At 52.0% G+C, this 22,771-nt stretch carries 18 protein-coding genes; 17 read left to right on the top strand and 1 reads right to left on the bottom strand.

Going from position 1 to position 22,771, the window contains the following annotated elements:
- The first annotated feature begins 132 nt into the window (after positions 1–132).
- The 13 genes from EDM52_RS08910 to EDM52_RS08850 are packed head-to-tail and all read left to right on the top strand — an operon-like array spanning position 133 to position 14,595.
- On the top strand, positions 133–903 hold the full coding sequence (locus EDM52_RS08910) for a YveK family protein (RefSeq protein WP_122908652.1): 771 nt from the start codon (positions 133–135) through the stop codon (positions 901–903).
- Positions 900–1,802 (top strand): UTP--glucose-1-phosphate uridylyltransferase GalU, encoded by a 903-nt coding sequence (gene galU, locus EDM52_RS08905; RefSeq protein ID WP_122908651.1) that lies wholly within the window; start codon positions 900–902, stop codon positions 1,800–1,802. Before EDM52_RS08910 ends, galU begins: the two co-directional genes overlap by 4 nt.
- Before the next feature lie 7 nt (positions 1,803–1,809).
- Entirely contained in the window at positions 1,810–2,421 is a 612-nt protein-coding gene (locus tag EDM52_RS08900) for a sugar transferase (protein ID WP_122908650.1), read from the top strand.
- A gap of 8 nt (positions 2,422–2,429) precedes the next feature.
- Positions 2,430–3,764: an oligosaccharide flippase family protein gene (locus EDM52_RS08895; RefSeq protein WP_183184930.1), complete on the top strand. Its 1,335-nt coding sequence runs from the start codon at positions 2,430–2,432 to the stop codon at positions 3,762–3,764.
- Positions 3,742–5,070, top strand: a complete 1,329-nt coding sequence (locus EDM52_RS08890; RefSeq protein ID WP_183184928.1) for an O-antigen ligase family protein — start codon at positions 3,742–3,744, stop codon at positions 5,068–5,070. Before EDM52_RS08895 ends, EDM52_RS08890 begins: the two co-directional genes overlap by 23 nt.
- Positions 5,067–5,993: a glycosyltransferase family 2 protein gene (locus tag EDM52_RS08885; protein ID WP_122908647.1), complete on the top strand. Its 927-nt coding sequence runs from the start codon at positions 5,067–5,069 to the stop codon at positions 5,991–5,993. Before EDM52_RS08890 ends, EDM52_RS08885 begins: the two co-directional genes overlap by 4 nt.
- A 40-nt stretch (positions 5,994–6,033) precedes the next feature.
- The gene (locus tag EDM52_RS08880) at positions 6,034–6,999 is read left to right on the top strand and encodes a GDP-mannose 4,6-dehydratase (RefSeq protein WP_183184926.1); all 966 of its coding nucleotides are present in this window, start codon (positions 6,034–6,036) and stop codon (positions 6,997–6,999) included.
- 20 nt (positions 7,000–7,019) lie between these two features.
- Entirely contained in the window at positions 7,020–8,426 is a 1,407-nt protein-coding gene (locus tag EDM52_RS08875; RefSeq protein WP_122908646.1) for a UDP-glucose dehydrogenase family protein, read from the top strand.
- Positions 8,423–10,006: a N,N-dimethylformamidase beta subunit family domain-containing protein gene (locus EDM52_RS08870; RefSeq protein ID WP_122908645.1), complete on the top strand. Its 1,584-nt coding sequence runs from the start codon at positions 8,423–8,425 to the stop codon at positions 10,004–10,006. Before EDM52_RS08875 ends, EDM52_RS08870 begins: the two co-directional genes overlap by 4 nt.
- On the top strand, positions 10,006–11,529 hold the full coding sequence (locus EDM52_RS08865) for an asparagine synthetase B family protein (protein WP_122908644.1): 1,524 nt from the start codon (positions 10,006–10,008) through the stop codon (positions 11,527–11,529). The genes EDM52_RS08870 and EDM52_RS08865 overlap by 1 nt, the downstream gene beginning before the upstream one ends.
- Positions 11,526–12,728 carry a glycosyltransferase family 4 protein gene (locus EDM52_RS08860; protein ID WP_122908643.1) on the top strand — a complete coding sequence of 401 codons (1,203 nt, stop codon included), beginning with the start codon at positions 11,526–11,528 and terminating at the stop codon, positions 12,726–12,728. The genes EDM52_RS08865 and EDM52_RS08860 overlap by 4 nt, the downstream gene beginning before the upstream one ends.
- Positions 12,716–13,792, top strand: a complete 1,077-nt coding sequence (locus EDM52_RS08855) for an NAD-dependent epimerase/dehydratase family protein (RefSeq protein WP_122908642.1) — start codon at positions 12,716–12,718, stop codon at positions 13,790–13,792. Before EDM52_RS08860 ends, EDM52_RS08855 begins: the two co-directional genes overlap by 13 nt.
- Positions 13,789–14,595, top strand: a complete 807-nt coding sequence (locus EDM52_RS08850; RefSeq protein WP_122908641.1) for a WecB/TagA/CpsF family glycosyltransferase — start codon at positions 13,789–13,791, stop codon at positions 14,593–14,595. Before EDM52_RS08855 ends, EDM52_RS08850 begins: the two co-directional genes overlap by 4 nt.
- Positions 14,596–14,699: 104 nt before the next feature.
- Here the strand turns inward: EDM52_RS08850 and EDM52_RS08845 are convergent, their stop codons facing one another.
- Positions 14,700–17,048, bottom strand: coding sequence for a GH39 family glycosyl hydrolase (locus tag EDM52_RS08845; protein WP_122908640.1), 2,349 nt, complete (start codon positions 17,046–17,048; stop codon positions 14,700–14,702).
- Positions 17,049–17,143: 95 nt separating this feature from the next.
- Between EDM52_RS08845 and EDM52_RS08840 the strand changes: the two genes are divergently transcribed.
- The 4 genes from EDM52_RS08840 (at position 17,144) to EDM52_RS08825 (ending at position 22,767) form a co-directional block, all read left to right on the top strand.
- Positions 17,144–18,400 carry a glycosyltransferase family 4 protein gene (locus EDM52_RS08840; protein WP_183184924.1) on the top strand — a complete coding sequence of 419 codons (1,257 nt, stop codon included), beginning with the start codon at positions 17,144–17,146 and terminating at the stop codon, positions 18,398–18,400.
- Positions 18,394–20,115 (top strand): glycoside hydrolase family 9 protein, encoded by a 1,722-nt coding sequence (locus tag EDM52_RS08835; protein WP_122908638.1) that lies wholly within the window; start codon positions 18,394–18,396, stop codon positions 20,113–20,115. Before EDM52_RS08840 ends, EDM52_RS08835 begins: the two co-directional genes overlap by 7 nt.
- A gap of 220 nt (positions 20,116–20,335) precedes the next feature.
- Positions 20,336–21,613, top strand: coding sequence for a diaminopropionate ammonia-lyase (dpaL, locus tag EDM52_RS08830; RefSeq protein WP_122908637.1), 1,278 nt, complete (start codon positions 20,336–20,338; stop codon positions 21,611–21,613).
- The gene (locus EDM52_RS08825) at positions 21,610–22,767 is read left to right on the top strand and encodes an ArgE/DapE family deacylase (protein ID WP_122908636.1); all 1,158 of its coding nucleotides are present in this window, start codon (positions 21,610–21,612) and stop codon (positions 22,765–22,767) included. Before dpaL ends, EDM52_RS08825 begins: the two co-directional genes overlap by 4 nt.
- Positions 22,768–22,771: the final 4 nt, after the last annotated feature.

Below are 22,771 nucleotides of genomic sequence, written 5' to 3'. Positions count from 1 at the left end.
ACATATACTGGCACTAAAGTTTAGGGAAATTGGACTACCTGTGCCGTGTTGCCTGTCGGGAAAAATGGGGCAATCATAACGTTCGCAAGAGGTGATTTGCATGAAACGAATGAAAAAGGAGTCCTTTTACACATGAATGTAGAGTTTGTCCTGCTGGTTCTTCAGGCCATGCGCAGGCGCTGGATTCTGATGGTCCTGATACCTTTGCTGTGCGTGATGGGAGCTGGTTACCTGAGCTACTTTGTACTGACGCCCACTTATTCTGCTACTACCACGATGCTTGTCAAACCGCAGGATTTGGACAGACAGGATCTTTACAACAGTATCTTGAGCAACCAGCAACTGATAAAGACCTACAGCAGCCTGATTCAAACCCGACGAATGGCACAGGATGTGATCCGCAAGCTGGAATTATCCCGTACCCCGGAAGAACTGCTGGAGCAATTGGAAGTCGAAACCTCAAACATCTCGTTCATTATCACCGTTACCTACACCGACCATGACCCCCTTCTAGCTATCCAAATCGCAAACGAAGTCTCCCGTTCATTTTCACAAAATATCAACCTGTTTATGAATGTCGACAACGTCATGATCGTCGACGAGGCAGAGTACGAAGCTGGCATGGAACCCGTCTTTCCCAAACCGCTGCTCAATATGTCACTGGCTTTTGTACTGGGACTGGTGCTTATGGTATGCGTACTGATCTGGGTCGAAGCACTAGCCGCGATCCGGAAGAAGCCGAGGAGAAAACGAATGAGCCTGGAACAAGCAGAGCCGAAGCAGGAGGCGATAGCTGAGCAGAAGCTGGAATCGGAGCCGAAGCTAGGACCAATGCCGGAACAAAGACCCGTACATGAGTGGGAACCGTTGGAACGTAACGATACGAATGAGGTGAGGGTATGAAGAAGCAGATCAAAAAGGCAGTGATTCCTGCCGCAGGCCTGGGTACCCGGTTCCTTCCAGCCACAAAAGCGATGCCCAAGGAAATGCTTCCTATCGTAGATAAGCCGACGATTCAGTACATCGTCGAAGAGGCTGTAAACTCTGGTATCGAAGACATCATCATTGTCACCGGGCGCAGCAAGCGAGCCATCGAGGATCATTTTGACAAAAATTACGAGCTGGAAATCAATCTCAGGGAGCGCTCGAAAAACGATTTGTACGAAATCGTAGAAGGACTCACCAATCTGGTCGAAATCCATTACATCCGACAAAAGGAAGCATTGGGGTTGGGGCATGCCATCTGGTGCGCCCGCAAATTCATCGGGGATGAGCCATTTGCGGTTTTGCTGGGGGACATGGTGATCGACAGCGAGGTGCCTTGCTTGAAACAGATGATGGACCTATACCATCACCATCAGAACAGCATCATCGCGGTAGAAGCAGTCGATTGGGACGACGTGAGTAAATACGGTGTCATTGACGGGGTGGCAATCGGGGAGCGTCTGGACCTGATCCACAATCTGATCGAAAAGCCGCAAAGCACGCCGCCTTCCAATCTGGCCATTATCGGCAGGTATATCCTCGACCCGCGCATTTTTGAGATTCTCGCGCAGATCGAGCCGGGTGTAGGAGGTGAAATCCAATTGACAGATGCTCTGCAGACCCTGGCCAGAGAGCAGGATTTGTTGGCTTACCGCTATGAAGGCACGCTGTATGACGTAGGCAGCAAGTTTGGTTTTTTGAAAGCAACGGTCGAATTTGCCATGAAAAATGAAGAACTCAATAAGGATTTTGGACTGTACCTGACGCAAGTGAAGGACAAATACTTGCAAAATCATTGGAAGCTTCCCGTAGGATGATGAGCATATGGACTATATCCCTGTTACAAGACCCAGAGTCAATACTTCCCTTTATGCGACTTGCGTGAAAGGCATCCTCGATTTCACTTTTGCTGCGCTTCTGCTTCTCCTGCTCAGTCCGCTCTTTCTCCTGCTTGCTGTGTTGATCTACCTGGATTCTCCGGGCTGTGTGCTTTTTCGCCAGGTTCGCGTGGGCAAGAACGGTAAGGTCTTCAACATCTATAAGTTTCGGACGATGTACACACATGCGCCGTCAGAAGGATTTTCGCCGACTACTGAGCTCGACCCAAGGATCACGAGAGTAGGGCGAATTCTCCGAAAGACGAGCATGGACGAATTGCCACAGCTTCTGAATATTCTCCGAGGGGAGATGAGCTTTGTCGGTCCACGTCCCGAACAAAAAATGATCGTGGAAGAGGTGTACACCTTCCATGAAAAACAGCGTTGGCTGGTAAAGCCGGGAATTACGGGTCTTTGGCAGATCAGCCCGGATCGAAACAGGCCGATTCATGAAAATCTGCAGCACGATTTTACTTATATCCAGCAAATTTCCTTCTGTACAGATGTCAAAATCATTTGTCAGACGATACGTGTGGTCGTTCGGAGCAATACATGCTGAAGGCGCGGATGAGTTGGAAAGAACAGTTGCTTGTATGGCGCCAGCATTGGAACAGCCTGCTGATGCGCAATACGTTGTGGATGCTGATGGGCGAAGGAGTCAAGCTGGTCCTGCAGATGGCATACTTCGTGATCATCGCGAGAACCCTCGGAGCACACGGCTATGGATTATTCATGGGAGTCGTCACACTAGTCGCGATCATGGCCCCCTTTTCCAGTTTGGGACGAGGAGAGCTTTTGGTCATGAACGTCTCGCGCGACAAGACCGTTTTTCGCGAGTATCTGGGCAATGCCTTGTTAATGACACTCATTTCGGGAATTGTGCTGACGGCCGTCACTGTAACGCTGGGCAGACTCTTTCTTCCCGATACGATCAATCCGCTGGTGATTCTCTGGGTCGCTTTGTCTGATCTGATCTGCTATCGCGTGTTTAACATTAGCGGGCAATCGTATCAAGCTTTCGAGCGATTAAAACGCACAGCACAATTAAATATGCTGATGGGCGGAGTGCGGCTGTCGGGTGCGGCTACACTCGCATGGATGAATACCGAGCAAAACATTGAATTATGGGGATTCCTTTACCTGATGACGACACTCGTGATGATGCTCGCAGCACTGATCCTGGTGATCAAGGAATTGGGCAGGCCTGTCATGAACATCCGCAAGCTGATCAGAGAAGTCAAAGAAGGAGCATATTTTTCAATCAGCATGTCCTCGCTTGTTGTCTATTCCGACATCGGTAAAACCATGCTGGTGAGATATGGCTCAGCCGATCATGCCGGCATTTATGCAGCAGCCAGTCGGATCGTGGATGTAGCCTTGACGCCGATTTACTCCTTGATGAGCGCATCCTTCTCCCGCTTTTTTCAGGAAGGGAAGAACGGCATCGCACGCAGCGTCGGCTATGCCAAACGACTCATTCCGTTCGCATTGATCTATGCGGCAATTGCCTGGCTGATCCTATACTTGATGGCACCGATTCTGCCTTGGATTTTGGGAGAGGATTATCTGTTCGCAGTCGAGGCCATTCGCTGGATGGCTGTTGTTCCCTTATTTAAGGGAATTCATATCTTTGCCGCTGATGCCCTGACAGGAGCCGGATTTCAGGGATGGCGCTCCAGCATTCAGGTCATGGTTGCCGTCATTGTGGCAGTCCTGCACATGCTCATCGTGCCGCTCTATTCCTGGAAGGGTGCAATCGTAGTCAGCATTGTGGGAGATATCATGCTTTGCTGCTGCTACTGGTTGATTATTGGCTATCTGCTGCGGCGGGAGCGAGTGGTGCGGATGGAGGGACAGCTGACCCATGAGGAGGCGAAGCTTGCACAATGGAGTGATCGTTGAGACGAGGGTAGAGGCCCGAAAAAGGAAAGAGCAGTCATCCCAGCGATGGAGACGCTTTGAGCAGGTCTATGTCATCATCACTCTCCTATTATTTGCGCAGGCCTTCTTTCCGTTTTTTCAGGCCGGGCAAATGGACAGTGTGGCCGATGGCAATGCTTTGCTACAGACGATTTGGAAGCTGATCTACGTTATAGCAGCTGTGCTGATCTACATCCATCGAAAACACGTGATGAAAATAATATCTAGGGACAAACTTACGCTCGTTCTTCTGCTGATGATAGTACTCTCGTCTCTTTGGTCAGCTGCGCCGGAGATTACGATGCGCAGAAGCATCGCCTTTGTAGGAACCAATCTGTTCGCCATCTATCTGGCAACCAGATTCAGCCTGCGCGAGTTGTTTCAATTGATCGCATGGGCACTACTCGCGGGGGCGGTGTTCAGCCTGATTGTCACCATTTTGTTTCCCGAGCTCGGGACGATGATGCATGAGGGCAACTTAGTCTGGAGAGGGATATTTTCACATAAAAATCAGCTAGGCAGGATCATGTCCTTGGCAGCGATCGTCTTCTTCCTGCTGATCCTGATGAAGCAATGGCCGCGATGGCTGACGGTTGGAGGCTTTCTGCTCAGTGTGTTGATGCTTGCCATGTCAGAATCCAAAACGGCAATGATCGTCTTGCTCATCACCATGGGTTGTATTCCATTTCTCACGACCTTGCGATGGAATCCATACGCCCGGATTCTTTTCTGGCTGCCTGCAAGCCTCTTCTTCATAGGGCTATGTCTCGCTATTTTTCCTCATATGGAAGCGTTGCTCAGGTATTTTGGGAGAGATATGACGCTGACAGGACGGACTGGATTGTGGGACATCGTGATCGAAATGATTCAGGTTCATCCCTGGCTGGGATATGGCTACAGTGGATTTTGGCTGGGCTGGGAAGGAGAGTCGGCATATGTCTGGATGGTTACCACCTGGGAGCCGCCGAATTCCCACAACGGTTTTCTGGATGCCGCTCTCGATGTTGGCTTGATCGGGCTGTGTCTGATTCTATTTAGCTTCGTGAGCCGTTTATACAAAGCGATGCGCTACCATGTATCCTCCCACAGATGGGAAAACCTCTGGCCGCTGCTCTATCTGATCTATCTCGTGCTGTGCAATCTGACCGAGACCACCTTGCTAGATCACAACAGCTTTTTTTGGACGCTCTTCATCACGCTCGGATTCTCCCTTCCGCATAAAAAGAGAGCTGAGCAAAGAGGGCGTATACGGAGCCGTCTCAGAACGACGAGGAGGATGGAGGGATGAAGGTAGCGATCTGTGTGCTGACCTACAAACGACCGGAAGGGCTGCGGCAGCTGCTGGCTGGCCTGGCACAGCTGGACTTCACATCCGGTCACGCACCTGAGGTACACGTGCTGGTGATTGACAATGATCCCGAGTCGAGTGCGTCTGCTATCTGCTCCAGGCTACAAGACGGTTATCGCTGGACCTTGAGGTTATTTCACGAACCGCGAAGGGGCATATCCCATGCTCGTAACGCTGCGATCCAGCTGACAAAGGACACGTATGATTTCATGGCTTTCATCGACGATGACGAAGTGCCAGATCCGAGATGGCTGGAAGCTTTGATGCTTGTGCAGCGAACGTACCAGGTGGATGTGGTGACTGGCCCAGTCCTGCCGGTTTTCGGGCATGCAGCACCTGTGTGGAGTGTGAAAGGTGGATTTTACGAGCGATCGCGCCACCCGACAGGCTATCACATGGAGTTGGCGAGAACAGGAAATGTACTCATTCACACGAAGGTTTTTGCTCGTGATGAAAACCGATTCGACCCGCGCTATGCCTTGACCGGAGGAGAAGACACCCATTTTTTTCTGCGTATCAGCAAGCAAGGCCATCAAATCATTTGGGCAGACGAAGCAGTCGTGTACGAGACCGTACCAGCAAGTCGCATGAAGCTGGGCTGGATTTTGCAAAGAGCTTATCGGGCAGGGAACACCTATGCCCTGTGTGAACGCGACATCCAGCTGCCGACACGAAAATTGCTGCTCCGTGCCTTGAAGGGACTCGCGCGCATCACGATAGGGGCCATTCTCATCCTACCAGCCGTTGGGATGGGGAGAGTCCGGTTGTACAAGGCTCTGCAGCAAATCAGTCTGGGTGCTGGCATGGTCATGGGTTTGGCAGGAAGGCGCTACGAGGAGTACAGACAGACGCACGGCACTTGATAAAGGGATTTTTGCTTTCATAGGGCAGGAGGAGCTGTTTATGAAAACGCTGATAACGGGTGTGGCTGGTTTCCTGGGCTCCCATCTGTTGAAAACATTGCTGGAACAGGGGAAGTACGTGATCGGACTGGATAACCTGTCCACTGGTCGCATGCAAAATATAGAGACGGTGAGTCATCATCCGAACTTTGAATTTCTTCGGTTTGACGTATCCGATCCGGCCGTGCTCCAACTCGACTTGCTCATGGATGTCACGGAGATCTATCATCTCGCGTCTCCAGCATCGCCCAAATTTTATCAACATGAACCCTTTGCTACGATCTCTGTCAATACCATCGGTACCCAGCACATGCTGGAGCTGGCGCGCATGAACAACGCCAAGCTTCTGTATGCGAGTACGAGTGAAGCGTATGGAGATCCTGTCATGCATCCTCAGCCCGAGGAGTATTGCGGCAATGTCAACACGTGGGGGCCGAGGGCTTGCTACGACGAGGCGAAGCGTCTTGGCGAGGTGCTCTGCTACGAGTATTTTCAACGCTTTGGCGTCCAGGTAAAGGTGGCGAGGATTTTCAATACGTACTCAGCGGGTTTGCGCAACGACGATGGGCGGGTCATCTCCAACTTTGTCACGCAGGCATTGACGGGTGCAGATATCACCGTGTATGGAGACGGGAAGCAGACGCGGTCTTTCTGTTATGTCGATGACAATATTCGCGCACTGCAGCTCATGATGGATAGACAGGAGGCGACGGGAGAGATCATCAATATCGGAAATCCCAGTGAATATCAAATCCTGGAAGTGGCCGTCATGGTGAAGCACATGTGCGAATCGCGCAGCACCATCACTTTCCATCCATTGCCGCAGGATGATCCCAAGATGCGCCGCCCCGTTATTGAAAAAGCGAAAAGTTTGTTGGATTGGCAGCCGCAGGTAAATCTGGAGGAAGGGCTTCGGCGTACGATCAAAGCGTACAGGGGACAGATGATAGAACGCGTCCAGTCGTGAGAATGGAGGGGGAAAACGGTATGAAGGTCGTTTGCATCGGAGCAGGGTATGTCGGCAGTGTGACGGGAACCGCGTTGGCAGCGAACGGTCACCAGACAACGGTAGTCGATATCGACCCGGATAAGATTGATCGGTTGAATCGGGGAGAGAGTCCGATCTACGAGCCAGGGATGGATACTCTGGTACCGGAGCTGATCGGAAAAAGCCTGTTTGCCACTAGCTCCTACGATCCGGTAGCGGATGCGGAGGTCGTCTTTATCGCAGTGGGTACTCCGTCAGGCGCTGATGGGTCTGCCGATCTGCGCTATATCAAAGCGACTGCCGAACAGATCGGAAAACGCTTGTCGTCTGATCATTTTACCGTGATCGCCATGAAATCGACGGTTCCAGTAGGAACGGCAGAGCTGGTCACTACGTTACTGGCAGAAACGTCCGGGCTGACTGCCGAAACGCATTTTACCGTCGTCAGCAATCCAGAGTTTTTGCGAGAAGGCTATGCGTTGGAAGATGTTTTTTTCCCGGATCGCATCGTGATTGGGAGTGTTCATCCACAGGGCTTGCAGCAGATGCGGCAGCTGTACCAGAGCTTCATCTCGAGAGAAGGGTACGAGCGTCTCACGCCGCACTTCACCTTTACGTACGATCTGAACGCACCACGGGCGAACTATTTCGAGACGGATACCAAGAGTGCCGAGCTGATCAAGTACGCCTCGAATGCTTTTCTGGCTGTAAAAATCAGCTATATCAACGAGTTAGCCCGATTGTGCGAGGTGATCGGTGGCAACGTGCAGGACATCGCTGCGGGCATGGGGCTGGATAGCCGCATCGGTCATAAGTTTCTTCAGGTATCCAGCGGCTGGAGTGGCAGCTGCTTTCCTAAGGATACATCTGAAATCCTCTCGACCAGTGAAAAATACGGGAGTGAGTTGATGGTGGTCAAGGCGGCAGTCGAATCCAATGAACGGATGCACATGTATGTGGTGGAAAAGTTGATTCGACGCTTGAAATCCCTCAATGGCAAACGAATTGGCATTTTGGGACTCTCGTTTAAGCCGAATACAGATGATGCGCGAAAAACACAAGCTTCGTTCATCATTGATAAGCTGCTTGAGCGGGGGGCACTGGTTCAGGTGCACGATCCCCAGGGAATGGGCATGTTCCGGGCTTTGAACCCGGATTTGCCGATCGAGTACTGTCATGATCCCATCCAGACGGGACGCCTGGCAGACGCCGTGGTGTTGCTGACGCATTGGCAGGAATATCGGGAAATCGATTGGCAGAAGCTCGCTAGTCTGATGCGTCAGCCTTATGTACTGGATACACGCAATTTTTTGAATCCGAATGAAATTCAGAAGGCCAAGATTCACTACGAGGGAATGGGTGTGTCGGAGCATCTGCTTTCCCCTGATGGTGTGATCGGCCAATGAACGAAGAAAAAGGTCGGATTACAAGGCGGATGTTTTTGAAGTATACGATGCTTTCGGGTGTTCTGCTAACGCTGGGAAATATCCCGTTGCTGCATAAAAAGTGGATGCTGGCGACTGCTGCACCTGCTTTTGCCATGCCTGTAGGAAAAAAGTACCCCAGAAAATCGTTCATAGCAGAAGAAAATGCAAAGCCCGGACATGCAGACTGGAAGGTCACCAGGCCGGCTGCAGGAGAAATCCAGGGTTACGCCTCCGCGACGAGTGTCGTAGCAGGGGAGAAGCTGGGACTCTACATCAGTACGAAGACCAGCGGTCGCAGGTACAAGCTGGAAGTGTTTCGGTTGGGCTACTACCAAGGGAAGGGAGCGAGGCTTGTTTTCTCCAAGACAGGCTTGATCGGGCAAGCACAGGGGTGGTGGTCCAAGCAGTCAGGAAGAAACGGCCTGCCTGAACCAGATCCGAAGACAAAGCTATTGAATCTGAACTGGAAGCAAGCTTTTGAGCTGACGATTCAGGAGGATTGGGTGACAGGCTATTACATTGTCAGACTGACGGAAGAAGAGGGATTTCAACAATATATTCCGTTCTTGGTGCGTGACGAGACGTACGAGCATGATCTGATGGTGCAGTCTTCCGTGACGACCTGGCATGCCTACAGCGCTTGGGGAGGGTACGGGTACTACGGGCATTACGACGATCAGACAGGCGCATACATCGAGTATGACGATGATCCCAAGAATACGGCTGTCGTCATTTCCTACAACCGCCCGTACGAACAATACTACGGCTCAGGAGATTTGTATCTGGAGTACCCCACTGTTTACTGGCTGGAATCCAAGGGCTATGACATCGGTTATGTGACGAATATGGACACCCATCTGGGACGGGTTAAATGGATACCCAAAGGCTTTGTTTCCATTGGACACGATGAGTATTACTCACGTCAAATGAGACAGTATGTGGAGCGATTGCGAGATATGGGGGTCAACCTGGCATTTTTCGGTGCAAACGACCTGTACTGGCAAATTCGCTTGGATGAGCCCTCTCAAGAAAAAGCGGAACCCCGCATACAGACCTGCTACAAATACAGAGCAATAGAGGAAGATCCAGTTCCCCAGCGCAAGCTGATGAGCACCGAGTGGCGGAATATCGACGAACCGGAAAGTCAGGTTCTGGGTCAAATGTATGAAGGAATCGTCGAGCAGCCGCAAGACTGGGTCATCGACGATCCGGAGCATTGGTTATTCGAAGGTCTCGACGTCAAGCAGGGAGATCTGGTGAAAGGATTGGTTGGGTGGGAGTACGACACCGTGACCGACGATATTTTTACGCCTGCCAATCTGGAAGTAATTGCTGCCTCCCCTCTGATCAATTCGCAGGGTGAAAAGGCAGTGGCACACACGACCATTTATCGCTACTGGACGAATTCACTCGTCTTTGATGCAGGGACGATATATTGGTGCTTTGGTTTGGCCAATCCCTGGGAAGATGAGCGCGGGACGGTAAGTGAGATCACCCAAGGGGTAACAGCCAATCTCCTGAACAGATTTGTCCGAGCGAATCCAAAGGAGTCTACGTGATGATCCCCAATACGGAACGGCTCGTTTATCGCCGTCAATTTATAATCGGTTCCCGTTATTTCGAAAGGGATGACTGGATTCACCTGCCGCTCGATGATCGATTGTTCCTCTCTGTCCATCCAGACTTGCCAATCACCCAATCCTTCCGACAAAACAGCCAGTTGATCCTGCTCGGGTATCTGATCGATCCCGAGCATCCTGATTGGTCCAACGAAGAGATCTTGCAGGACATCCATCAGCAATGCTCGTCCTTTGAACAATTGCTGCAAGGCATGGATCACTGCGGGGGGCGGTGGATCATTCTTTACAAGGACGGGAAGCAGCTTAAGCTTTTTCATGATGCGTGCGGCATGCGACAGGTGTTTTATACGGTTCAGCCAGAAGGCATGTGGTGTGCGTCTCAGGCGAGCACACTCGCAGATCATCTCGGAATTGAACTTGATGAGAATGAGGACCTGCAGACGTTTCTGCACTCACCCCAGTATCATCATTCTGAAAATTTCTGGCCTGGGGATGGCTCGCCTTATTGCGGAATCAAGCATCTGACTCCCAATCACTATCTGGATTTGCACAGTGGGAAAACAGCACGCTACTGGCCCAGAGCCAGACTGCAACCCATTGCCTTGCGTGAGGCCGTTCAGCAAGCGAGTAACATGCTCATCGGCTCGATGAAGGCCATAGCCAACCGCTCCGAAGTGATGCTGCCCGTCACCGCGGGATGGGACAGCCGCATCTTATTGGCTGCAAGCCGCCATGTGAGCAGCCATGTGTTCTATTACATTTCCTTGCATCCCGGATTGAAGAAAGACTCGACGGACGTCACCGTACCGTCCAGATTGCTCGCACGTCTCGGCCTTCCTTTTCACGTTCTGCCGTCCATCGAGCAATTGGATGGGAGCTTTGTCAGCTTGAACAAGCAAAACACCCAAATGCGGGATTTGGCCAAATCGAGCATCATCTATCAGCACTTTTTGCGTTCCCAGGGCAAGGTGAACATCACAGGCAATCATAGCGAAATCGCTCGAGAAGCGTACTACGATTATCATCCGAAACGCGAGGTAACGGGCAGTTTTCTGGCCAAGCATGCCAGGCTGGGCAAACAGCCTTATGTCATAGATAGCTTCGAGCATTGGTTGAAGGGGATCAGAGATGCAAAGGAAAAATGGGACATCAATCCGCTGACGCTGTTTGAGTGGGAACAAATTTCCGGGAATTGGGGCGCAATTTATGTATCTGAACAAGATATTGCCATAGATGAATTCAGCCCATTCAATAATCGCAAGCTGCTGATCACCGTGCTGTCCGTCAAGCATAGCTATGGTTTGCGAAATGAGCTGTACCGGGAGATGATCCGGGAAATGTGGCCGGAGACCTTGCAGATGCCGATCAACCCTCTGCCTTTTCCGAAACTGCTCAAAGATCTCTGCAAGGAAACATTGCGAGGAGGACTGTATTACAGCTACCGGGTACTGCAAAAGGGAAGAGGACGGGGAGTTCGCAAGCGGAAGGAGGAAACGACTTGAAGAAGCCAAAAAGACGTCCCCGCGTAGCCATTGTATACAAGTCGCTCCCTCAGTATCGGCGCCGTTTTTACGAATTGCTAAAAGCACGTCTGGAAGAGCAGGGAATCGAATTTGTCCTGATCTACGGACAGCCGGGCCATTCGGAGGCGAGCAAAAAAGATTCGATCGAGCTGCCCTGGGCGCACAAGATCAAGAACAGCATTTTTCGATTGGGGTCAAGAGAGCTGTACTGGCAGCCCTGCACACGCCTGTTGAAAGATACGGATTTGGTGATTGTGGAACAAGCAAGCAAGCTGTTGTTGAATTACTGGCTCATGCTTCAAAGCTTTTTTGGCAGAAGAAAAATGGCTTTTTGGGGGCATGGCCGCAATTTTCAGGATCACAACGCCAGCAGGTCAGGGGAATGGGTAAAGGCGTGGATGTCTCGCCGGGTGTTCTGGTGGTTTTCCTACAATGAGCGGAGTGCCAAAGTGGTAAAGGAGCTGGGCTTTCCAGCAGAGAGGATCACCGCTGTGCAAAACGCTATCGATACGCGTCAGCTCGTTCAGGCAAAAGAAACGTGGTCCCGGGAAAAGCTTATGGCGTTTAAGCGGTCGCTTGGCATCTCAAGCGATCATATAGGGCTGTATACGGGCGGAATGTATCCGGAAAAAAGGCTGCCTTTTCTCTTGGAGGCGTGTGAGCGGATTCGCAAGGCTGTCCCGGAATTTCACATGATCTTTATTGGAGCAGGTGTTGAGGATGGACGGATCATAGAGGCGGCCAGCCGCCATGCCTGGATCCATTATGTCGGGCCGAAATTTGAAGAGGAAAAAGTCCCGTACTTTATGATTTCCAAGCTGTTTCTCATGCCCGGTCTCGTGGGGCTGGCCGTCCTCGATACCTTTGCGCTTGGCGTTCCACTCGTCACCACCAATGTCCCTTATCACAGTCCGGAGATCGAATATCTGCGGGATCAGGAAAATGGTGTCATGCTGGAAGATCCGGAAGATGTAGAGGGCTATGCTGAAAAGGTCATTGAGCTTTTGACCGATGATCAACGCCTCATGACATTACAGCAAGGGTGTGCTCGAGCCAGCCTGACCTACACGATCGAAGAAATGGCTGAGCGGTTTGCCCAAGGAATTTGTCAGGCAATGGACGCCGCCTATCCGAACAGAGCGGCGGCAGATAGGGGAGAGAATATATGGCAGTCGTAGTCGTCACAGGATCGGCGGGCTTGATCGGCTCGGAAGCAGCAGCCTTTTACGCGGCTAGAGGCTATCATGTGGTAGGAATTGACAACAATATGCGGCAGACCTTTTTTGGAGAAGAAGGATCGACGCTATGGAATCGTACGCAACTGATCCAGGAATTCGGACATAGCTATGAACACCATGACGTAGATATACGCGATCGCGAGGAGCTGGATCGGATCTTCGCCCGTTTCGGCCAAGCGATTTCCCTGATCATTCATACAGCCGCCCAGCCTTCGCACGATTGGGCCGCAAGTCATCCGATCATGGATTTCACGGTGAATGCCAATGGCACCCTGCATCTTCTGGAAGCGGCGAGAAGCCATTGTCCGGATGCGGTCTTTGTCTTTACCTCGACCAACAAAGTATACGGTGACGCACCCAACCGATTGCCGCTGGTGGAAAAAGCAACAAGGTGGGAAGTGGAGGAGTCGCACCCGTATCACCTGGGAATCAAAGAGGATATGAGTGTCGATCAGAATATGCACTCTCTTTTTGGAGCTTCCAAGCTGGCTGCCGATATCTTGGTTCAGGAGTATGGACGATACTTCGGGCTTCGGACAGTCTGCTTTCGAGGCGGAGTATTGAGCGGCTCCAGGCAGGCTGGTGTACCCTTGCACGGGTTTATCAACTATTTGATGAAATGTGCAATGACCGGGACGGCTTATACGATTCTGGGCTACAAAGGCAAGCAGGTGCGCGATGTGATCCACGCCAAGGACGTCATCGGAGCAATCGACGCTGTGTTTACCCGACCGCCTAATCCGGGAGAGGTGTACAACCTCGGTGGCGGCATCTATTCCAATATCTCCATGCTCGAAGCGATCAAGCTGACGGAAAAGATTACCGGCCGGACAGTGGATTATCAATACCGCGATCAGCACAGGGCCGGTGATCATATCTGGTACGTAAGCGACATCCAAAAGCTGATGGACCATTATCCGGAGTGGCGCATCAGCTATTCCATCTCCATGATCATGGAAGAGATTCATGAGCAAAACAGGGAACGATGGAGCTTGGCGCGATGATCAATCAAGGCAAACATTCCGTGTTGGGCGTCCAAATATCGGCGGTGGATTACGAGTATGCCGTAGAAGAGATCATCGCACATGCACAAGAGGGAAGAGCTTTTGGTGTCTCGGCACTTGCCGTGCACGGTGTGATGACGGGTGCATTGGATGAGATACAGCGTAGAAGATTAAACGGTCTCGATCTCCTGGTGCCAGATGGTCAGCCTGTAAGATGGGGACTGCGCATCCTGCATCAGATTCGTTTGCCGGATCGTGTATATGGTCCAGAGCTGACCTTGCGCGTCATGCAGGCCACTGCGGCCAGGAAGATTCCCGTCTACCTTTACGGAAGTACTTCTGAGACGATACGCACGTTGTCGTTCAAGCTGTCGCAACGATTCCCGGAGCTGTGTATCGCAGGGGCATCTCCGTCTCGTTTTCGCAGGCTGTCTCCAGCAGAGAAGCAGGAGGTCATCCGCGAGATCCAGGAGAGTGGAGCCAAGATCGTGTTTGTCGGACTTGGCTGCCCGCGTCAGGAAACCTGGGTGTATGAATACCGCAACCAGCTCCAGATGCCCTTGCTGGCTGTAGGAGCGGCGTTTGATTTTCACGCCGGACACTTGCCACAGGCTCCGGCGTGGATGCAACGCAGCGGTCTGGAATGGCTGTTTCGGCTCATTCAAGAGCCCAAAAGGCTGTGGAGGCGCTACCTGTACCTGAATCCGCTCTACCTGCTCTCCCTGTTTGCCCAGGCTATAGGGGTGCGCAATATCCCTGTCTTGTTTCCCGATCAGCAGGTGCGTGAAGAGTCTTTTGGCTAGGCAGGCTAGCAAGCAAGCAAGCTGTAGTTTCCGTTAATCCTTTAGCCCATTAGGGCGGTTACTTTCAGATTGTACAAAAAAAGCGCCTGGGAGGCGCTCATTTGCTAGCGAGGGACGACCGTTATCTGCGGGGCGGAGGAATACGTGATACGAATTCGATCTCCTGCGGACAATGTGACCATTCCTCTGGTCAAGCCTGTATTATACCAAGTCGTTCCATTTCGACTCCATTCCAAGAGGGAGACGTTTCCTTTGGCGACCATGATGTCTACCGGATACGATTGTGTATTTTGGTACACGTAGGGGCTGCGTCCGGCGGTTTGGGTAGCAGGTGCGGGCAGTGCCGCTTGAGCAGTCTTTGCCAGCGGAATAAAGACAGGAGGTACGTAGGAGACGCTTTGATTTTGTTGGGAGCTTCTCGCCACACTTCCCAGTTCATAACGAGTCCCGTTCTGCTGGTAGGATACCAGATACACGTTGGTATCATTGCCCACCTTCACATAATCACCGACGCGCAGGGAATTGGCACGACTGACGACGAGAATGTGGCTGCCGCTGGTCAAGGTCCCGCTCACTCCACTCAGTGTGCCGTAGGTTCCCGAGGAAACGCAGACCCAGCCCATCCCCTCTGTTGCGATCAGATTGGCATCCGTAAAATGGATCTGATCATGGACAGAGAAGGAACCGGACATGGGTTTGACCGGTGAGTAGATCAGGTTGTAGGTGTGTGGATCGATGTTCCCGCTCTCGCTGATTTTCGTCAGCGAAATACGGGTGATATAAAGCGGCTGCTTTTGTCCGGTTGGCGCCATGTTCACGATGGAAATCCGCAGATCGGGAGACGGATCGGGGTCTTCATAGCCGTAGTAAAAGGTGATTTCTCTGGTTTGAAAGGCATCCTGGGCAGGGAGTGGCATAAAGGCATTCGCAATCAGCGGTGTCCCCATTGCGCTAACGTCCAGTCCCATCGTCCATTTGCCCGTTATTGGTGAAGAGGGCAGCTTGTAGGTAATCGACATTTTGTACAGGCTGCCTTTCGCCAGTGGCTTTCGCAGTCGTTGAACCATCTGATCGTATTGCGCGGCAGGTGTGAGGGTGATCGTCGTCTGATTGGGTGGAGCGTCTGCCCCTGCATATTTGCTCACGCTCAAATTGCCTGTCGACCAGCCAAGTGGAAAGGAATTGTCTGACATTCGCATGGAAAAATCGCCATTGTAGAGCAACTCTGTTTGGGTTTCACTATTGGGAACAATCTCGGGAAGGGTCAGATGATCATCGTATTTCTTCAGGTAGAGGGGCATGGAGGTGATCGTCACAGTTTCTGTTGCAGGGACTTGCTTTCCGTCCGCAGTTTGCATCTGACTGAGGGCAAGCTCTGGTGAGAGTTGGATCGTCGCCGTACGGTCATCATCGGTCCAGAGCACATAGCCGGAGCGTCCATCCGCGTACAGGAGCGAAATCGTGTGTAACCCTTTGGAGGAAAACGAGTACTGATGCATGGATGCACCGGTCAGCCAGTCCACTATTCGCTGATAAGCCTGGCCAGTGACGGCGACATTCGGGAGATTTTTCAGGTCTAACAAGCGAATGCGCGACCAAGGCTGATCCATTCCGTAAAACACAGCGCGCTCCATTCCAGCGATCCAGTTGCACAAAAACATGCGGTGAATGTAGGAAATAGCCAAATCGTCAGGCATTTGGATGGAGTAATCGTTTTCATCGCTTCCGTACAGGACTCCTTTGTAATAGTAGCTGTTCCAGCTGCTTTCCGTATTCCAGACAGGGAGATGACCGGCACCTGCTTGCGTGACGATCTGTCGGTATTGATTGGCGAGAGTGAGCATGTCTTCTGGCGGTTTCGGATAGCCATAGAGATGAATTCCGACGATATCTATCCAGTTTTTTCCTCCTGCACGTAAAAAATCTCCCATACCGGCAACGCCATTCTCGGTCGTGTAGGTGGGGCTGATGATCTGGATTTGCGGATCAATGGCTTTCAGTACTTTATTTGCCTCCATCGTCAATTCCACCAGCTTGGCCAGGCTGCCGGAGTAAAAGCCGCTCAGATTCGGCTCATTCCACACCTCGTAGTAGCGAATTTTTCCTTTGTACCTTTGTCCCAATGCCGTCACATAATTTCGCCAATCCTGGATGTTGTAAGGCGGAATGCTGTTGAACAGATTGCCGTACGGGGAAGATGAAATTCCGCCAGTTGCCCAGTTCGGGGGCTGACCCAACTGCATGATGACATCCAAATTTTGTTGCTGTGCAAAGGCGACATACTGATCGATTTCGCCAAAAGTAAACTTCCCCTTTTCTCGTTCGATCTGACGCCAGGTGGTACCTACGCGCATCGTGCCAAATCCAAGAGGACGCATATTGCGAACATCCTGAATTTGAATCCCGAAAAATGAGCGATCTATCGGCGAGGTCACCAAAATGTTATTTTTCATGTGATTGTCCAAAACCTCCTTGTTAGCACGTGAACTTTTGCTCTCTCCATCCTATGAAAATGAGAGCATGCTTGTATCAGCGGTTGTTTGATTTTTTGAAAAAGACAAAGGATCGGAGGGCAGGAAAAGCAATGAAAATACTGCTGTCTGCTTTTGCCTGTGAGCCGGATCGCGGATCGGAGCCCGGTTTTGGATGGAATTGTGCGATAGAGCTGGCACGTCAAGGAAATGAAGTGTGGATCCTGACCAGACCGGAGGGACGCAGGGCGATCGAGGAAAGGCTGTCAAGAGAGTCGCTGCCTCATTTGCACTTCGTCATCGTGGACGACTTTCCGCAGATTCGCAAGGTGATAAAAGGGAATTCGGGCTATTTTGTCAATTATTTTTATTGGCAGTATCAGGCTTACCGAACGGCCAAGCGATTGGAGAAGGAAGTATCATTTGACATCATTCATCACATCACGTTGGGAAGCCTGCAGGGAGGCTCCTGGCTGTGGCGTCTTGGAAAGCCGATGGTATTTGGTCCAGTAGGTGGCGGACAGACCGCTCCGGAAGCCTTTAAACAGTATTTTGGCAGGGAGTGGCGACAGGAAGCTGCGAGGTCCTTGTTTCGTTGCAGAATGGCAGCGTGGAATCCTGTCCTGCGTGGAACCATCCGTCATGCCAGTGCGACGCTTGCGACCAATCAGGATACGCTGGCAATCGCCCGACGCATGGGCGGGAAAAATCTCTCCTTGTTTCTCGATACTTCGCTGCCACATGATTTTTTTCCGGACAACCTCCCGCAAAGAAAGGCAGATACAAGTCTGAAATTGCTCTGGGTTGGTCGTCTCATGCCGCGCAAAGCTTTGCAAATCGCCCTGGAGGCTGTGGCAAAGGTGAACCCCGAGCATCCAATCAAGCTCTGTATTGTAGGCGGAGGGCAGCTGGAGGGCCAGGTTCAGAAGTGGATACAGCAATACGAGGTCGAGGATCGAGTGGAGTTTCATGGGCAGCTTCCCTGGGAGCAGGTCAAGCAGCATTATTTGACGAGCGACGTCTTTCTCTTTACCAGCTTGCGCGATTCCTTCGGGGCACAGGTGTTGGAGGCGATGGCGTATGGATTGCCCGTGATTGTGCTGGATCATCACGGTGTACGTGATTTTGTGCCGACGACGGCAGGAATCAAGATCCCTGTCACTTCTCCAGAGCAGGTGACCTCCGATATGGCAGCAGCGATCGAAGCCCTGTATCGACAGCCGGAGGAACGAGCGCGCATGGGGTGTGCTGGCTATGATTTTGCCAAGGAACACACCTGGGAATCGTTCGGTAAAAAAATGGAGCACGTCTACAGGGAGATTCAGCCATGGTAAAGGGGATGGTGCATCTCCTGCGATGGAGATGGCTTCTCCTGCTGCTTGCCTTGATTATAGCCGGACTTTTCCTGATCCAGGGGCAGAGGCAGGAGCCTCCTCCGATGGTCGCACCGCTGCCAGTGACCAGAGAGATCAGTGTCAATCAGGTGGGCTATGCGCCAGATGCCATCAAAATGGCTTCAACTACGCTGCCAGCTTCAGAATTTACCCTCGTCGATCTCGCGGATCATCGGGCTGTATACAGTGGGGTGCCAAAAAGCGGACCTCAGGATGGACAGACGGGGAAGCCGGTGTACCAGCTGGATTTTTCAACATTTCAAAAGCCTGGAACGTATCAGATTCATTTATCCAACGGACTGGGAAGTGCTCCCTTTCAGATTTCAGACAACGTCTTTGAAAGCATCTACAGAATGGCGATGCGCTCCTATGAACTACAGCGTTGCGGGGTTGCAATTGACGATCCCATCTCACACGTCAATCACGAGGCGTGCCATACTCGGCCTGCCATTCTATCCGCGGATGGAGGGGGAGTGCGAGATGTGACAGGTGGTTGGCATGATGCCGGGGATTACGGCAAGTACATGCCCAATGCCGGAATGACTGTCGCTTCGCTGCTGCTGCTGCAAGAGCTGACCCCGGGCACGCTGAAGCATTCCTCGCTCTCCTTGCATCGTGAAAAGAGGGATGAGCCTGACGTGCTGGCAGTCATCCGGGTAGAGCTGGATTGGATGAGGAAGATGCAAAGAGAGGACGGGGCTGTTTACCACAGTGTCAAAACAGCAGAGTTTCCTGGCATGATCAGACCGGAGGAGGATCAGGAGATTCAGTATGTAGAGCCGATCGCGACGCCGGATACGGCGATTTATGCAGCGGCGATGGCAAGAGCTGCACGCGTGTATCAAGCTTATGACGCAGATTACGCCAAGATTCTGCTGAATGCTTCGATGCAAGCATGGCGGTTTCTGGAAGGGAACGAAGAGATACTGGTTCCTGGCAAAGATCAGGCCTACCGCAGCAAAAGCGATAGTCAATCACGTGTCTGGGCAGCAGCTGAGCTGTATGTAACGACGAGTCTGCCATTGTTTCGCAAGTATGTAGAGGAGCATTACAGCGTGTTGGAATTGCGTCCGAAGAAAATGTTCCCCGCCTATTGGCAAAACACTTCCGCTATGACCATTCTGACGCTGGCTCTGAATGATCGGTCGGATTGGGAGCTGACAGCACTGATGCGCCAACGGATCATTCAGCATGCGGATCGGGTGGCAGCTACTATCGAGCGGAGGGCTTACGGGACGATTTTGAACAAAGCGGATGACTTCGATTGGGCTTCTGCCAAGAACACGCTTGGATATGGCGTACATCTGGCGTCAGCGCACAAGCTGGAACCAAAGCCCGCCTACATTCACGCGATCATCCGACAATTGGACTGGGTATTGGGAAGCAACGCACTTTCTCAGTCATTTGTCACTGGCATGGGCATGTTTTCGCCTGTCGAGCCTCATCATCGTTACACGGTTGCCAGTGGAATTCTCATTCCCGGACTTCTGGTCGGCGGTCCCAATTCACATGCCAATGACGGCATTGCACCGAAACGGCAGGGGGCGCTCAGCTATGTAGATGATCATCGTTCATATGCGACGAATGAATACGCGATTGATTACAATGCACCACTCGTTATCGTAGCGAGCTATTTGAACGAAGTGTACAATTAGCGTGTATCAAAGCCAGCAACGAACTGACGAGATTGTTCGTATCGAATTGATACAAGCAATCTCTTTTTGATACTTTTTTATCTCAAATCGATACTCATGCAGATAGTGAGCCAATTACCCTCGCGTCCAGCATCAGCGAAAGACTGGCACATTCCTTGCTTTATCTTATTTGGCAGTACGTAAAAAGATGGATACAAAAAAGCTAGGAGGATGAAAGTGTATGTCGGATATGGTTCACAAAGAAATTCGCGTAGCTATGAACAGGATGAGTCGCAAGCCATTATCCAGAGAGGGTCATTCGTTGCCCAAATATTTGTCTACACAAGCCAGTCTGTCAGCAAAAGCCTTCCATAAATCCTTTCCGAACTATCAGCCCACTCCACTCGTCAGTCTGCCGGGTTTAGCCAGCAAATGCGGGATTCGCCAGCTATACGTAAAGGACGAGTCTCATCGCTTTGGTCTGAATGCTTTTAAGGTTCTGGGAGCTTCCTATGCGATGGCTCGCTATATCTGTGAACGATTGGGCCGCTCCGTCGAAGAAGTCGATTTTGAATCGCTGCGCTCTGCAGAGGTTCGGCGTCAGCTCGGAGAGATCACCTTCGTTACGGCAACCGATGGCAATCACGGGAGGGCTGTCGCCTGGGCGGCTTCTCAATTGGGGCAAAAGGCAGTCGTCTTGCTGCCGAAGGGGACAGCTGTTCAAAGAGTAGAAGCGATTCGGCAGACAGGTGCTCATGCCCATGTGATCAACGGAAACTACGACGAGGCCGTCCGGCTATCCAATCAAATGGCCGAGGAGCGAGGCTGGCAGGTGATACAGGATACGGCGTGGGAAGGGTATACGACGATTCCGCAGTGGATCATGCAGGGATACACGACGATGGCGGCCGAGGCGATCGAACAATTGGCTGATCAGGCTCCTTCATACAAACCGACGCATCTGTTCCTACAGGCTGGTGTGGGATCGATGGCAGCAGCGGTACTTGGACATTTTGTCCAGGCTGATCAAGGGAATGATCTCATCACGGTGATCGTAGAGCCTCATGCGGCGAACTGCATGTATCTATCAGCAGCGGCTGGAGACGGGCAGGCTCAGGTGGCGACCGGGGAGCTACAGACGATCATGGCAGGGCTTGCTTGTGGGGAGCCCAATCCGATGGCATGGCAGATCTTGCGGGATTATGCAGATGCATTTGTCAGCTGTCCGGATGACATCGCAGCCAATGGCATGCGACTGCTGGCATCACCAACAGATGAAGATGCGGCGGTTGTCAGCGGAGAGAGCGGTGCAGTCGGGATCGGACTTCTCGCAGCGATTATGCAAAAGGAAGAGCTGGCACATCTGCGAAAACAGCTGAAGCTGGATGACCATTCCGTCGTGCTTTGCTTCAGCACAGAGGGCGATACGGATCGCGAAACGTACGAGCGGATTGTCATGCACAGCGCCTATTCGGACAAATCTACACCTGCACAGGTGAGAGGAGCGTTGGAGGAATGAACATGTTGATTGAGCGTGATGCAATCGTCAGTCTGGTCCAGGAGCTGGTCCGCATCGATTCGGTCAATCCCTATCTCGATGCGGATGGTCATGGGGAACGCCAGATCGCGCGCTTTATTCGTGAACGTCTGGTAGCGAGCGGTCTGGAAGTCAACATGCAGCCAATCAATGAGACAGCGGTCAATGTCATAGCCGTATTGCGTGGAAGTGGTGGCGGCAAATCCCTTATGCTGAACGGACACATGGATACCGTCAGTGCCAAGCGGATGGAGATCCCCCCGTTTGAGCCGACCTATCAGGATGGAAACATTTACGGACGCGGCAGTCTCGATATGAAAGGAAGCCTTGGTGCGATGATTGCGGCGGTGGAGGCGATCAGCAAGGCGCAAATGGCTCTGGCTGGCGATGTGATCCTGACGTTTGTGGCGGATGAAGAGTACATGAGCATCGGCACAGAAGAGCTGGTGAAAGAGTACCGTGCTGATGCTGCGATTGTTTGTGAGCCGACAGATTTGGCGATCGGCATCGTGCACAAAGGCTTTGGCTGGGTCCGCTGCGAGGTAGAAGGAAAAGCGGCGCACGGCAGCCGACCGGCTGAAGGAGTAGACGCCATCGTACGGGCAGGCAGGGTCCTACAGGAGCTTGAGCGACTATCAGAGAACCTTGGCACAAGCAAGCACCCGATCGTAGGCGCGGCATCCGTCCACGCTTCCCTGATTCAGGGCGGGACGGAGCTGTCTACGTACCCGGACTATTGTCGTCTGGAGTGGGAGCGTAGAACCATCCCTGGAGAAACACAGCATGCGGTGGAGCAGGAAATCCAAGCTATTTTGCAAAAACTGCGGCAGGAAGACGAGTCCTTTCGCGCAGAAGCAGAGCTCTTCTTCTGGCGCGAGCCGTTCGAGGTATCGACGGATGAGCCGATTTTTCGCGCGATGCACGCGGCTTTCGAACGAAAAATGCAGCGTTCACCGGAGATTTCCGGCTTTTCCGGTTGGGCTGATTCAGCATTGCTACAGGGAGCGGGCATTCCCACCTTGCTCTTCGGGCCTGTCGGAGTAGGCTTGCACGCAGCGGTTGAATATGTGGAAGCAGACAGCCTCGTGGACATGGCTCACATCCTGGTCGAGACGATCTGTGATTTCTGCGGATAACGCC

Source organism: Brevibacillus invocatus, assembly GCF_003710915.1.
Lineage (GTDB): Bacteria > Bacillota > Bacilli > Brevibacillales > Brevibacillaceae > Brevibacillus > Brevibacillus invocatus.
This window is presented reverse-complemented; position numbering and strand designations above follow the sequence as displayed.

Bases quoted from the DNA above. Each gene is read 5' to 3' on its own strand.
- EDM52_RS08910 (WP_122908652.1), top strand. From the start codon at position 133: ATGAATGTAGAGTTTGTCCTGCTGGTTCTTCAGGCCATGCGCAGGCGC.
- galU (WP_122908651.1), top strand. From the start codon at position 900: ATGAAGAAGCAGATCAAAAAGGCAGTGATTCCTGCCGCAGGCCTGGGT.
- EDM52_RS08900 (WP_122908650.1), top strand. From the start codon at position 1,810: ATGGACTATATCCCTGTTACAAGACCCAGAGTCAATACTTCCCTTTAT.
- EDM52_RS08895 (WP_183184930.1), top strand. From the start codon at position 2,430: ATGAGTTGGAAAGAACAGTTGCTTGTATGGCGCCAGCATTGGAACAGC.
- EDM52_RS08885 (WP_122908647.1), top strand. From the start codon at position 5,067: ATGAAGGTAGCGATCTGTGTGCTGACCTACAAACGACCGGAAGGGCTG.
- EDM52_RS08880 (WP_183184926.1), top strand. From the start codon at position 6,034: ATGAAAACGCTGATAACGGGTGTGGCTGGTTTCCTGGGCTCCCATCTG.
- EDM52_RS08875 (WP_122908646.1), top strand. From the start codon at position 7,020: ATGAAGGTCGTTTGCATCGGAGCAGGGTATGTCGGCAGTGTGACGGGA.
- EDM52_RS08870 (WP_122908645.1), top strand. From the start codon at position 8,423: ATGAACGAAGAAAAAGGTCGGATTACAAGGCGGATGTTTTTGAAGTAT.
- EDM52_RS08865 (WP_122908644.1), top strand. From the start codon at position 10,006: ATGATCCCCAATACGGAACGGCTCGTTTATCGCCGTCAATTTATAATC.
- EDM52_RS08855 (WP_122908642.1), top strand. From the start codon at position 12,716: ATGGCAGTCGTAGTCGTCACAGGATCGGCGGGCTTGATCGGCTCGGAA.
- EDM52_RS08850 (WP_122908641.1), top strand. From the start codon at position 13,789: ATGATCAATCAAGGCAAACATTCCGTGTTGGGCGTCCAAATATCGGCG.
- EDM52_RS08845 (WP_122908640.1), bottom strand. From the start codon at position 17,048: ATGAAAAATAACATTTTGGTGACCTCGCCGATAGATCGCTCATTTTTC.
- EDM52_RS08835 (WP_122908638.1), top strand. From the start codon at position 18,394: ATGGTAAAGGGGATGGTGCATCTCCTGCGATGGAGATGGCTTCTCCTG.
- dpaL (WP_122908637.1), top strand. From the start codon at position 20,336: ATGTCGGATATGGTTCACAAAGAAATTCGCGTAGCTATGAACAGGATG.
- EDM52_RS08825 (WP_122908636.1), top strand. From the start codon at position 21,610: ATGAACATGTTGATTGAGCGTGATGCAATCGTCAGTCTGGTCCAGGAG.